The sequence below is a fragment of the Blautia hydrogenotrophica DSM 10507 genome (assembly GCF_034356035.1).
In the GTDB taxonomy this organism is placed as follows: Bacteria; Bacillota; Clostridia; order Lachnospirales; family Lachnospiraceae; genus Blautia_A; species Blautia_A hydrogenotrophica.
The window spans coordinates 1,781,473-1,794,239 of record NZ_CP136423.1 but is presented as its reverse complement, the minus strand read 5'-3'; the positions used below and the strand labels follow the sequence as shown (position 1 = coordinate 1,794,239).

Annotated in this window: 9 protein-coding genes and 1 riboswitch; of the genes, 6 read left to right on the top strand and 3 right to left on the bottom strand. The window is 43.4% G+C overall.

Translation table 11 applies throughout. The annotated features are described in order from the left end of the window. The first annotated feature begins 4 nt into the window (after positions 1-4). On the top strand, positions 5-1,288 hold the full coding sequence (gene hisIE / locus BLHYD_RS08340) for a bifunctional phosphoribosyl-AMP cyclohydrolase/phosphoribosyl-ATP diphosphatase HisIE (RefSeq protein WP_005945674.1): 1,284 nt from the start codon (positions 5-7) through the stop codon (positions 1,286-1,288). A 120-nt stretch (positions 1,289-1,408) separates the two neighbouring features. Here the strand turns inward: hisIE and BLHYD_RS08335 are convergent, their stop codons facing one another. Then, positions 1,409-3,178 carry an ABC transporter ATP-binding protein gene (locus BLHYD_RS08335; RefSeq protein ID WP_005945672.1) on the bottom strand — a complete coding sequence of 590 codons (1,770 nt, stop codon included), beginning with the start codon at positions 3,176-3,178 and terminating at the stop codon, positions 1,409-1,411. Positions 3,179-3,208: 30 nt separating this feature from the next. Further along, a complete protein-coding gene (locus BLHYD_RS08330; protein ID WP_260784507.1) occupies positions 3,209-4,603 on the bottom strand; it encodes a sodium-dependent transporter in 1,395 nt (464 codons plus the stop codon). Between the two features lie 201 nt (positions 4,604-4,804). Here BLHYD_RS08330 and BLHYD_RS08325 point away from each other — a divergent pair, with 201 nt between their 5' ends. Next, positions 4,805-5,680, top strand: coding sequence for a DegV family protein (locus BLHYD_RS08325; protein ID WP_005945668.1), 876 nt, complete (start codon positions 4,805-4,807; stop codon positions 5,678-5,680). 244 nt (positions 5,681-5,924) lie between these two features. Here BLHYD_RS08325 and BLHYD_RS08320 read toward each other — a convergent pair whose 3' ends face one another. Beyond that, the gene (locus BLHYD_RS08320) at positions 5,925-6,815 is read right to left on the bottom strand and encodes a fructose bisphosphate aldolase (protein WP_021845776.1); all 891 of its coding nucleotides are present in this window, start codon (positions 6,813-6,815) and stop codon (positions 5,925-5,927) included. 203 nt (positions 6,816-7,018) lie between these two features. Further along, positions 7,019-7,205, top strand: a riboswitch (cobalamin riboswitch). 321 nt (positions 7,206-7,526) lie between these two features. Between BLHYD_RS08320 and BLHYD_RS08315 the strand changes: the two genes are divergently transcribed. The 4 genes from BLHYD_RS08315 to BLHYD_RS08300 are packed head-to-tail and all read left to right on the top strand — an operon-like array spanning position 7,527 to position 12,758. Then, positions 7,527-8,276: a class I SAM-dependent methyltransferase gene (locus tag BLHYD_RS08315; protein WP_021845777.1), complete on the top strand. Its 750-nt coding sequence runs from the start codon at positions 7,527-7,529 to the stop codon at positions 8,274-8,276. A gap of 11 nt (positions 8,277-8,287) precedes the next feature. Beyond that, entirely contained in the window at positions 8,288-10,027 is a 1,740-nt protein-coding gene (locus BLHYD_RS08310; protein ID WP_005945662.1) for an ABC transporter ATP-binding protein, read from the top strand. Continuing rightward, complete coding sequence (locus BLHYD_RS08305; RefSeq protein ID WP_005945660.1) at positions 10,005-11,771, top strand: ABC transporter ATP-binding protein; 1,767 nt, start codon at positions 10,005-10,007, stop codon at positions 11,769-11,771. Before BLHYD_RS08310 ends, BLHYD_RS08305 begins: the two co-directional genes overlap by 23 nt. A gap of 57 nt (positions 11,772-11,828) precedes the next feature. Then, positions 11,829-12,758 (top strand): ABC transporter permease, encoded by a 930-nt coding sequence (locus tag BLHYD_RS08300; protein ID WP_005945651.1) that lies wholly within the window; start codon positions 11,829-11,831, stop codon positions 12,756-12,758. The last annotated feature ends 9 nt before the right edge of the window (positions 12,759-12,767 follow it).

The window sequence follows — 12,767 nt, the reverse complement described above, 5'->3', positions numbered from 1 at the left end:
AATTATGAAAGAAAAACTATTCATTCCCTGTCTGTATCTGCTGAAAAAAAAGGCAGTGGTAGGATGGGGACAGAAAAATCTTTTTGGTAGCGGAGACGTGTTGGAACTCTCACGTTTTTACAGCGACCACGGAGCAGACGAGCTTCTGATTTTCGACTTCTCCTCCACCGATGAGGAACATGAGGAGGCTATAGGTGCGATCAAGGAAGTCTGCAGTGTCAGCGAGACGCCGGTTCTCGCAGCCGGACATATCAACCGTATGGAGGATGTGAAGAAGCTACTCTACGCCGGCTGTGCCAAAGTAGTCTTGAACTTCTCTAAGGAGAGTAACATTTCCATGCTGGAAGAGGTGTCTAAGAGGTTTGGGAAAGAAAAACTTTTAGTGAGTATTTCTTCCCTGGAAGAATTTCTTCCACACCAAGAAGCCATCGAAACCTATTGTGCGGGAGTGCTTGCGCTGGATAATCTGGAAGACTCCATCGCCAGGGTATCTAGTGTTCCTATTTTGCTTCACACAGACGAAAGGGATGCACAGAAAGTTATCTCTGTCTTGAAAAAGGAAAATGTCTGGGGCGTCAGCGGTAGCCTTGCCAGCAATCTGGAGACAGGGCTCATCCCCTTGAAAAAACGCTGTAAAGAACAAGGACTCCCAGTGAATACCTGTGAGAGCAGGATTTCTTGGGCTAAGTTTAAGTTGAACAGCGATGGCTTAGTTCCGGTTATTGTGCAGGATTACAAAACGGATGAGGTGCTGATGCTGGCCTATATGAACGAGGAAGCCTTTCAAATGACCTTGCAGACTGGAAAGATGACTTATTGGAGCCGTAGCCGAAAAGAGCTATGGATAAAAGGGCTGACTTCGGGACACTTTCAGTATGTAAAATCTCTGACTTTAGACTGTGACAATGACACCATTCTGGCAAAAGTCGCCCAGGTAGGAGCTGCTTGCCACACGGGAAATCACACCTGTTTTTTCCAGGAGTTGATGAAAAAAGAGTACGACGATACCAATCCTCTGAGAGTATTCCAGAATGTCTACGATGTGATTGTTGACCGAAAGAACCATCCGAAAGAGGGGTCCTATACCAATTATCTCTTTGATAAGGGGATCGATAAAATTCTCAAAAAAGTGGGAGAGGAATGCACTGAGATTGTAATCGCGGCAAAGAATCCTGACAAGGAAGAAATAAAATATGAGATCTCAGATTTTCTGTACCATGCGATGGTATTGATGGTAGAAAAAGGTGTGACCTGGGAAGATATCACCGAGGAATTGGCCAAAAGATAGAATCGCTCCGCTGTGGATGCGCGCGCCGCAATGAGGAATATGCTGCGGCGGCGCGCAAAGTGAAGCTGTGCTCCATAAGATTGAGAGGAGGGGGAGCTGAAGCAGGCTTTCCCACTTTGTTCAACCTTGTTTTTTCCCAAGGTACATATCTTGAAAAAGTCCGCTTTGGTTAATTAAATCCTTATATTTTCCAGTCTGCTCAATGATGCCTTTGTTTAAGACGATGATCTCATCACAATTTTTTAAAGTTGTAAGTCGGTGAGCGATGGAAATAATTGTCATGTGATTTCTTTCTTTTAGTTTCTCTATCTCTGTTTGGATATATTTTTCGGAAGTATTGTCTAGTGCTGAGGTAGCTTCATCTAGAATTAAAATCCGTGGTTGTCGCAGGAAAATCCTGGCGATGGCGAGCCTCTGTCTTTGTCCGCCAGATAGATTATTTCCTCCTTCAGAAATTCTGGTATAGAACTTTTCCGGGAGGCTGTCAATATAGTCATAGAGAAAGGCTTTCTTGGCGGCAGATTCTACTTCCTGCAAAGGTACTTCGCGCTTGAGTCCATAACAGATATTTTCGTAGATAGTACCCGCGATCACAAATGGAGTCTGGGGTACCAAGGCAATTAAGTCCGCAATTTCTTTTCTGCTGAGAGAGTCGATTTTTTTTCCATCCACCAGGATGTCTCCGCTACATTTTTCTAGTTTGCAGATTGCCTTGATTAAAGAAGACTTTCCGCAGCCGCTAGGCCCTGCAATTCCCAGAAACATTCCTTCTTTTACTTTCAAATTTAAATGGTTCAACACCGGTTCTCCATCTTTATAGCAGAAAGTGACATCTGTCAAATCGATCATTTCTTTTGAGACCGGCGCGATGTCCGTAGACTCTGTGACTGGAGTGTATGAAAAATCGCTGGGCAGTTCTGTCATTCGAAAAAAATCCTCCGCCAATACCATACATTCTGACAGCTCATCCAAAATGCGGTGCAATTCCTCTAAAGGTTTAATTAGTTGAGAAAAACAAAGATACGCAGTCAGCACACTTCCCACAGTTATGATATTTTGGGTAGCCAAATACGTGGAAATTCCTATCATCAGTACAGTGAAGACAGCTTCATTGATAAACTTCAAGGCGTCATATTTTGCCATCTGCTTGTGATGGGTCATCTCTTTGTTTCTCAAAAATTCTGATTTTTGGCTGAAACGGTCAGATTCCAAATCAATGCTGTCTGAGATCCGTATCACTTCAATACCGTTTAAGAGTTCCACGACAGTTCCGTCCATGGCTGATTTTGTTTCTAGTAATTCCACTCGGATTCCTCTTTGGGTACTGATTTGCCGAAAGACAATAGCAGTTCCTATGGGAATCACTAAGAGCATTGGAAGAGCCAAAATCACGGGCAGAGTAGTAAAGATTACAATGATTGCCGCAATGCTGTTGAAAATTGCAGGAGCAAAATCCATAAACAGCAGTTTCTCCAGCTTTACAGTTCCCTCTAGGCATCGGTTCAATCTTCCATGAATATTTCCAGTCATATTCTCTTTAAAGTAGGAAAGCGGCGCTTTGAGCAAAGAGAGGATGGCAATGGAACGGGCTTTTTTTTCTGTCTTGGTGGCGGTATCTTCTACCATGACTCTTCTGAGTATCTTGATTAACTCATTGATGACATTGACAACCAATATGAATAGTAGGAAAGGAATTACTTTCAAGAATTGAACCTGGTTTTGGATTAAAATGTCGTCGGTCAGCCAACCAATAGCCTTTGGCGTCAACTGTGACAATCCAGCTGAGAGCATCATAATTATTAAAATGATAATAAAATTTCTCTTTTGTTCCCAATCCAGCAAATGATATAGATGTGGGAAAATTTTTCTGTATCCTTGTTTTTCTTTCATGTCCTTCCTTTCTTTACCATTCAATGGCGATTAAGAGAGTCCTTGTCCTTGTCCTAAAGTAAAATATAGAATTACAGCGATGACCAGAGGTGCCAGAAAACGCACAGAAAATGACCAAATTTTTTTTACTGGAAATGGGTGTTCCCCATTGTTCTCGATTTCCCGTACCGCATTTTTACTTCCCCAGACCCAACCTACAAACAGACAGAAGAATAAGGCCCCTAAAGGTATCATCAAATTGTCAGTGAACTTTTCCATTACAGCGTTCATAGGCAACATCTGAAGTCCTTCGTGGAAGTCGAACCACGGCAGATTGATTCCTCTAGCAGAAGACTGGGAGAGGGAATATCCTGCACTTAGAACGAGCATAGGGAGAGTCAGAAGTATTGTGGCTTTTAGACGGGTGAGGTGGAACTCTTCTGTCAGGAAAGCAACGCAGCTCTCCATAATACTGATAGCGCTAGTTAACGCAGCTAAAAATAGAAGCATAAAAAACAGACAACCAAACACCACACCACCTGGCATTCTCCCAAAGACATCTGGCAAAGCCATAAAGGCAACCCCTCCGCCTTGCCCCAAGCTATCAGCACCCAAGGTTACGAACACGACCGGTACAATCGCCAAAGCTGCCAGGATTGCCACCATTGTGTCCACAGCACAGATCACACCGGCACTCTTGGCCAAATTCTCTTTTTTAGGCACATAGGAACCATAGGTAATCATAATGCCCATTCCTACAGAGAGCGAAAAAAATGCCTGTCCAAGAGCACCAACCAGAGTATCTCCATTGACTGTACCCGGACGAACAGTGAATAAATACTTTACACCCTCGACAGCCCCTGGTAAAGTGACAGACTGAATGACAATGGCAATCAGTAGTACAAACAGACAAGGCATCAAAAATTTGCTGACTCTTTCTATTCCCTCAGAGACGCCCCGCACGATGACATAAATACACACCAACAAAAAGATAACCCCTAAGATCAGAGGTTCAATTGGTGAACTGACGAAATTCATAAAATAGTCCTGATATTGAGTAGCACCTCCTCCAAAATCCGCACCAGTTAAATAAACCCAAATATATTTTAGAACCCATCCTCCCACGACAGTGTAATATGATAAAATCACAAACAGTGTCACGATGCCGATGCATCCTGCAAAAGTCCAGCGGCGGTTTAGTTTTCGGAAAGCACCGACTGCATTTTTCTGTGTCGCCCGGCCTAGACTTAATTCAGCTAGCATAACTGGAAAGCCCACCAAAGCTACGATTAAAATGTAGCATAAGATGAAAGCTCCTCCACCGTAGGCTGCGACTTTTCCCGGAAATTTCCAAATGTTTCCCAGCCCCACAGCACTGCCGGAGGCAGCAAGTATAAAGCCAATGTTGCTAGCCCATTGGCTTCTGTTTTCTAGTTTTTCTTTCACGTCTCTATTCCCCTTTCCTGATAAATGGCAATCTTAGCCTTTATACAGTCAGTGGATTATTATATCATATTTGTGGTATTTTTTCTATAAAATACCTTGATTTTGTATAGATGGACTGTTATCATCCAATTAGGAGATTTTTTTGAAAATATTGAAAACTGACAAATATTTATTTCGACAGACGAAAAAGAAAGGTTATATATGAAAAAGACAGCAATTATGACAGACAGCAACTGTGGACTGATGCCTGTAGATGGCAGTCGGCTTGGAATCTATGTGATTCCCATGCCAGTTTTAGTGGACGACCAGACATATTATGAAGGACAGGACATCACCGTAGAGGAATTCTACAAAAAATTGTCTGAAGGTGCAAAAGTCAGTACCTCTCAGCCCTCGCCGGGTGACGTGATGGAGATGTGGAATCGGCTCCTTAAAGATTATGATGAAGTTGTCTATATCCCTATGTCTAGTGGACTGAGCAGTACCTACCAAAACGCGTCTTTGCTTGCGCAAGAAGAACCCTATGCTGGAAAAGTGTACGTGGTGAACAACCATAGAATTTCTGTCACTCAAGCACAGTCCGCTCTAGACGCAAAGCTTTTGGCTGACCAAGGTAAAAACGGTGCTTACATCAAGAGAATTTTGGAAGAGGAGTCCATGGATGCCACTATCTATATTGTCGTGGACACTCTGGAATATCTAAAAAAAGGCGGACGGATTACACCAGCGGTCTCCGCCATAGGTTCTATGTTGAATTTAAAGCCCGTATTGACAATTCAAGGAGAAAAATTAGATATGTATGTAGTTAAACGTGGAATGAAAGCTGCATTTAAAGAAATGTGTAAGGCACTGGACAAAGATATTAATACTCGCCTAGGGGAATTTTATCACTCTGGACAGTTAAAAGTCGGAATTGCCAACACAGCGATGGAAGCAGATAAGTTGGAATATTTCAAATCAGAGCTCAAAAATCATTTTCCTGACTTGGAACTAGTACACCTTCCGCTAACTATGAGTATTGGATCTCATGTGGGTCCTGGAGGACTTGGGATTGGATTAGTGAGAGCCCATGTCTAAATTTTAAAATAAAATGGGCAAGCCATATAAAAAAGAATCCTGCGAGGCAGGATTCTCTGTCTGCAGCGGGTTGCGTCAGCAACCGCATTTTCGTCTCCGCGGTGCGATCCTACGGAGTATTTGTGTTATAGGAAAGGGCTTTCACACATTAGTGTGACAAGGCTTTTCCTATAACATAAAAACAGAATGAGTCCGGTAAATACCGAACTCATTCACAGACGATAGATTTTGTCTAACTTTTTTCTTATTCAGCCATGGATGCCTCATAGATTTCATGGATTGCCTTTCCGAGAGCAGCATCAAATTCTTCCTGTGTCTGTTTTGCGTTAAGATCTGACAGGAGGGCTCTTGAGAAGCTTGCAATCAAGCCAGGATTTTCCCGTAATAATTCGTCTGCCTCGTTGCGGCTGTATCCGCCGGAGAGCGCTACAACACGCACAGTCTTTGAATCTTTCATCAGATCTGAATACAAACCTGCCACAGTCGGAATACTCACTTTAAAAATTAATTTCACAGAAGAATCCAGTGCCTTCATATGTTGCATAATTTCCTCGATCAGAATTTCCTCTGCTTCTTTTTTAGAATTACTATTGATATTTACTTCAGGTTCAAGAATCGGCACGAACCCCTTCTGAACAATCTTTAATCCTATATCGAATTGCTGATCTACGATTTCACGGATTCCTTTTTGGTTTGCATTGTGGATCACAGAACGCATTTTAGTTCCAAAGATATTTCTCCCCCTGGCCTGCTCCAAAATTTTGTCTAAATTCGGAATAGGTTTCATCAGCTGAACCTCATCTTTTTTCTCATCTAGGCCCTTATCAACTTTCAAGAAAGGAACGATTCCTTTTTTCTCCCACAGATAGTCTGCGGAGTACAGACCATCCACTTTGCTGTTCATGGTCTTTTCAAACAGAATCGCGCCCAAGATATGTTCCGAGGTAAAAGCATCGCTGGTGAGAATTCTGCTGCGCATCTGGTGAATCAGATCAAACATCTCCTCCTCAGAATGGTATTCCGTCTCCTGGATTCCATAAGCTTTTAAGGCTTTTGGAGTGCTGCCGCCGCTCTGGTCTAAAGCTGCGATAAAACCTGCTCCATTTTTCATGCGTTCTAGCTGCGCTGTGTTCATACAGTGATTCCTCCTTTTTACATAGATATTAGTTTTTGCTAACTTCTTTGTATTATACCACTTTTTATCATTTTTTTCCACTGGAAAAGCCCAAACAAAGAGAATATTTTGCTATATTTTTGGAAGTTTACGAAATGAATACCTAATTATTGTTATTTACTTGACAAATAAGGTAGAACACTTGTATATATAATATTAAACAGTTTAACATAATACAATATGGTGTTGTCCGTTCATAAATGCGGATAACTTAAAAAGGAATCTGGTAAAAGCCAGGACAGCCCCCGCTACTGTGAGAAGGACGAAACTCAAAGACCACTGGAGCCATCCGGGAAGGTGAGGAGTAGAATGAATTCGAGTCAGGAGACTTGCCATATTGCGTTGTTACAGTCATATTCGGTGGGAATTTGAATGTATGGACAGCACAGGGAAGAACGTTCGGGGGCAGATGTACGTCTGCCTCTTTTTTTGTGGAACAGAAAAGAGCTTGTTCACACTGATATGTGAAAATTCTTTTTATCGTTTAAACGTTCTGCTACGAATAAGCGTTTAAAAAAAGATATTGTCCGCTTGCGGCGGACCGCGTGTGCTGATAATTCCAGAAAAAACTCTGCAGATTCTCCATCGTTTTTGAACAACAATTGGGGGACGCAGAGTTTTTTTATTATAGCGGGATACACATACAGAAAGGTGTCAAGAAAGGAGAATGAAATGGAACTGAATGAAAAAATCAAGGATTACTGGGAAGGAGAAGCTGATGTCTACAGCCGCGGAATCCAAGAAGAATTGAATGGACCTGCCAGACAGGCATGGAAAGAGCTAATCGGTGAATATTTGCCAGCAGAGAGAAATTTGAAAATATTGGACGTGGGAACAGGCCCTGGATTTTTTCCAATTATTCTAGGCGAAGAAGGCCATCAGGTCATTGGAATTGATATTACAGAGAATATGATCGCCTGCGCCAAAGAAAATGTCAAGCAATGGGGCCAGCAAGCACAACTTCTGACAATGGACTGCCAAAATTTAAAATTCGAAGACGAAAGCTTTGACGCAATCCTCTGTCGCAATATCACATGGACTTTAGACGACCCTAAGAGAGCATACAGGGAATGGTTTCGGGTACTAAAACCAGGCGGCAGTTTGCTGGTATTTGACGCCTGCTGGTATCTTCATCTTTTTGATGAGAGTCTGGGACAAAAATATAAAGAAAGAGAAGAACAGATTCGAAGAAAATACGGAAGAGGTATCCACGCTCACGCAGATGAAGAAAAAGGTAGAGTGCTGAGTAAAAGATTATATCTAAGCGACAAGCTCCGTCCCCAGTGGGATTTAGATTGCCTGCTCAAATTGGGTTTCTCCAAAGTGTTTGCCCAAAGGGACATCACAGATCGTGTGTGGGACGAATTGGGACGTGAATTAAACGGTTTGACTCCGGAATTTCTTGTGGGTGCACAGAAGTAAAGGAGTCTGCTATGGGAAAATACATACGTCTGATTACCTTTCTAGGTAAAGCTAAAAAAGAGACAGCGGTAAAGACCACAATCAGTCTTGCCGTCGTGGCGCTTAGCTTTACTCAGGCATTTTTTTTGGCCCAAGGAGTGAGCGCGGTGTTTGCCCAGGAAGAACTACAGACAGTCTTTACCTGGTTTCTTCTGTGTCTTGCAGCACTTTTGGCAAGGGCTTGGATTCTTCGCTTTCAGGAAGGATATACCAAGAAGATGGCAGCAAAAGTCAAAAGCGTTATTCGGGATGTCATGTTGGAAAAGTTGATGGAATTAGGTCCGTCCTACCGCAATGAGAGGCGAAGCGGAAATCTTCAGTCTCTGATTACGGATGGAGTGGAGTCCTTTGAGGCTTTTTTGACACAGTATCTTCCTCAGATTTTGGTTGTTCTGGCGACGACGGTTTTTTCCACAGTTTACCTCTGGTCTTTAGATCCTGCCGTAGGACTGCTGGTTTTGGTTTTGACAATCCTGTCCATTGTAATTCCACATCTTTTTATGCCCGCTGTCTCACGGGTGATGATTGAATACTGGCAAGAATATGCTCAGCTAAATTCCCAATACATTGATGACATGCAGGGAATGAGTACATTAAAATCTCTGGGTGCAAGTCAAAGAGAGGGAAAAAGACTGTCAAAAAGTGCATGGAAGTTCGCAGCAAATTCCATGAAGAATCTGGGAATCTCCTTGTCAGACTCGTCAGTGATTGTCGCCTGTACGACCATTGGCACTGCCGCTAGCGTAGCGTTAGCGGCAGTTCATATGGCACAGGGAAATATCAATTACCAGTCTTTGCTGATTATTTTGTTTCTGTCTGGAGAGTGTATGAAGCCATTAAATGACTTAAATACTTACTGGCATGGAAGCTATCTTGGGCTTTCTGTCGCAGAAGAGCTGTTTGAAGTTCTAGACGAACCGGTTACCATCAAGGATGGAAAAACAACTTGCTGTTTTTCCGATACACTCCCAGAAATTCAATTGAAAGATCTCACCTTTCGCTATGAAAAGGAAGGGTATGATGTCCTTAAACACGTTGATATGAAGATGGAAGCGGGAAAAGTGACCGCGATTGTGGGAAAATCTGGTTCCGGAAAATCTACTATAGTCAATTTACTGCTTCGTTTTTACGATTACGATTCTGGAACGATTCTGGTTGGAGAAAAAAGTCTAAAGGAATATGCGGCCCAGTCTTTTAGGAGTCAAATCGCGGTGGTGTTTCAAGAATCCTATCTGTTCTATGGAACTGTGAGAGAAAACATTAAGATGGCTCGTCCAGACGCCTCTGACTATGCGGTGGAGCAGGCAGCCAAGACAGCAAATGCTCACGATTTTATCATGGAGCTTCCGCAAGGATATGACACTGTCGTTGGAGAGAGAGGGGCTACGCTCTCAGGGGGTGAAAGGCAGCGGATTGCAATCGCCAGGGCAATCCTAAAAGATGCTCCAATCTTGATCTTGGACGAAGCCACTTCCAGTGTAGATCTCAAAAATGAGAAGGAAATTCAAGAGGCTTTGGAGCGCTGTATGCAAGGTAGGACAACTGTGGTAATTGCACACAGGCTTTCCGCAGTGGTGAAAGCTGACCGGATCTATGTGTTGGAGCAGGGAAGACTGTCTGGTTCTGGAACACACGCGGAACTACTCAGTAACAATAAGGTATATCAAGGATTAGTAAAGGCACAAAATTATGGAAAAGAAGAATCACAATAAGACAGGAAAGACAAGATTGCAAAATGTTATTCGCCTATCGACAAAAATAAAAGCGTACCGTCTGAGGATGTTTGGGGCTGTAGTCTGTGGCATAGGGCATCAGTTGTCTATCGTCGGGGTCTCTGTTGTGGGAGCCGGTCTGGTAGGAATGGCACTAGAAGGGACTTTGTTAGAACATCGACATCAAGTTTTTCTTTTGTTGGCAGCTGTGGCAGCAGCCAGAATTGTTTTCTACTTTTTGGAGATGTGGCTGGCTCACGATGTGGCCTTTAAAGTTTTGGCAAATTTTCGAATTATGTTGTTTGATGCCATAGAGAGAGTATCACCAGTACTTCTCTTGAATATGCGTTCTGGCCAACTGGCATCCACACTGATGAGTGATGTGGAATTGTTGGAATGGTTTTTTGCCCATTCTTTTGGAAGTATACTGGTGGCTACCTTTGTACCAGTGATTTTAATGATCTGCCTAGGATATCTCTCACCTATTTTGCCAGGAGTCCTGCTCGTTTTTCTCATACTCATTCTCTGGATTCCAGCTTGGATGAGAAAAAAAGCAGACAGACAGGGAAAAATCGTTCGGGAGCAACTAGGAGAAGCCAGTGCGGTGACGATGGAAGGAATTCAGGGAATGAAAGAAATTCTGTCTTTAAACAACCGCTCCCGTTACCGCAGAAAAAATACTGCTTATATGAAGCGTCTCTATGACAGTCAGCTGGCATATGGGAAACGTCTCGGAACAGAAGGTGCCTTTTTGCAGGCAACTCTCGGAATATCCATGTTGTGCGTGGCTGCCATTGCAGCACAGATGGCTGCAAAAGGGGCGTTGAATACAGCTATGTATCCCGTAGTTGTAGTGTTGGCCGGGATGGTACTTGGGCCGGTGGTGGAGGTTTGCGGTACAGCCCGTAATTTCGGATTAATTTTTGCGGCTGCTGACCGGGTCTACCGAGTATTGGAGACCAAACCGTTAGTTGAGGATCTTGGGGAAAATATCAGCCCTGAGGAAATACTGCCTGAAATCCAATTTGAACATGTTCGTTTTCAATATCGCGAAGAGCTGGAACCTGCGTTAAAAGATATCTCCTTTTGTGTACGGTCTGGAGAGACAGTCGCCCTTGTGGGACCGTCCGGAGCAGGGAAGAGTACCTGTATTCAGCTTCTGTTAAGATATTGGGAGCCTCAAAACGGACAGATTAAAATCGGAGGAAAAGATCTCAGAGAAATCTCTTTAGAGAGTCTTCGTCAGCTGTCTTCTGCTGTTTTGCAGGACGTTTACCTCTTTCGGGATACTCTGCGTGAAAATATCCGTCTGGGAAGATGGAACGCTTCCGATGAGGAGGTGGAGGCAGCTGCAAAGATGGCTCTGGCTCACGATTTCATTGTTAAGATGAAAGACGGGTACGACACCATTGCCGGTGAGGGCGGCGTAAAACTTTCCGGTGGACAGCGCCAGAGAATTGCTATTGCCAGAGCACTGCTGAAAGACACGCCTATCCTAATTCTGGACGAGGCTGTGTCAAACCTGGATACGGAAAATGAGAGAGAGATCCAGGAATCCATCCGTACTTCCAGCGAAAACAGAACTACTTTGATTGTAGCGCACCGCCTGTCTACGATACGTTCTGCGGACCAGATCGTCGTTTTGAGAAATGGTCAGACAGTTCAAACCGGAACTTATGAAGAACTGTCCTCTGAGGACGGATTTTTCAAAGAACTGATCTCCTCTCAGTTTAAACAATCGTAGGAAAAACTTTAACAGATCTATACATAGGATTTGAAAGGATAGAAGGGAAGAAAAAAATTGATAAAGTATATTGGAAAAAGGTTGCTGGCGCTGATTCCCATTCTGCTGGCAGTGTCAATGTTAGTATTTGGACTAAGCGTTCTGTCCTCAGGAGATGCCGCAAGAGTTTTAGCCGAACAAATCTATGAACATCCGACTCAGACCGAAATAGAACAGGTACGCCACGAAAATGGTTTAGATCAGCCAGTATACCGGCAGTATATTCGATGGTTTACGAACGTTCTGCACGGAGATTTTGGGGAATCCTACTCTACCCGTAAACCTGCGATGAAAGAGCTTATGAGCAGATTTCCAGTCACGTTGGAGCTGGCTGTGACTGCACTAGTCATCTTGTTGGCCGTATCCATTCCTCTTGGGATTATCTCGGCAGTCTGGGAACATTCTTGGATAGATAAAATTCTGCAGGTGTTTTCCTTTTTCAGCGTCTCCCTGCCGCCTTTCTGGATCGGACTTATGCTGCTATATTTCTTCGGTGTAAAGTTTCAGTGGATCTCCGTTATCGGTGGTTCTACCGGGGGAATTCCAATACTAGCAGCTATCACGATGGATATTGGTTATTTTGGAATTTTAATTCGTCTGATGCGGACAAATTTAAGTGACACCTTAAAAAAAGACTACATTCGCGCTTGCCGGGCAAAAGGCTTGCCAGGCTTTTGGGTTGTTTTGAAACATGGAATGAAAAATGCGATTCTTCCGGTCATTACGCAGCTTAGCACCATCTGTGTGAGTCTTCTGTGCGGTTCCGCGGTAATTGAATCTATTTTTTCTATTAAAGGAATCGGTGAGATGGCTTTGGAGGCAGTATACACCAAAGACCTGCCTTTGCTGCAGTGCTTCATTTTGGTGTTGGCCTGTTTCGTGGTGATTATGAATTTACTGGTAGATCTTATCTATTCTATGGTTGACGCCAGAATTCAGTTAAAGTGAGGAGGCAGA

Coding starts and splice junctions, on each gene's coding strand:
- hisIE (WP_005945674.1), top strand. CDS start 5: ATGAAAGAAAAACTATTCATTCCCTGTCTGTATCTGCTGAAAAAAAAG.
- BLHYD_RS08335 (WP_005945672.1), bottom strand. CDS start 3,178: ATGAAAGAAAAACAAGGATACAGAAAAATTTTCCCACATCTATATCAT.
- BLHYD_RS08325 (WP_005945668.1), top strand. CDS start 4,805: ATGAAAAAGACAGCAATTATGACAGACAGCAACTGTGGACTGATGCCT.
- BLHYD_RS08320 (WP_021845776.1), bottom strand. CDS start 6,815: ATGAACACAGCGCAGCTAGAACGCATGAAAAATGGAGCAGGTTTTATC.
- BLHYD_RS08315 (WP_021845777.1), top strand. CDS start 7,527: ATGGAACTGAATGAAAAAATCAAGGATTACTGGGAAGGAGAAGCTGAT.
- BLHYD_RS08310 (WP_005945662.1), top strand. CDS start 8,288: ATGGGAAAATACATACGTCTGATTACCTTTCTAGGTAAAGCTAAAAAA.
- BLHYD_RS08305 (WP_005945660.1), top strand. CDS start 10,005: ATGGAAAAGAAGAATCACAATAAGACAGGAAAGACAAGATTGCAAAAT.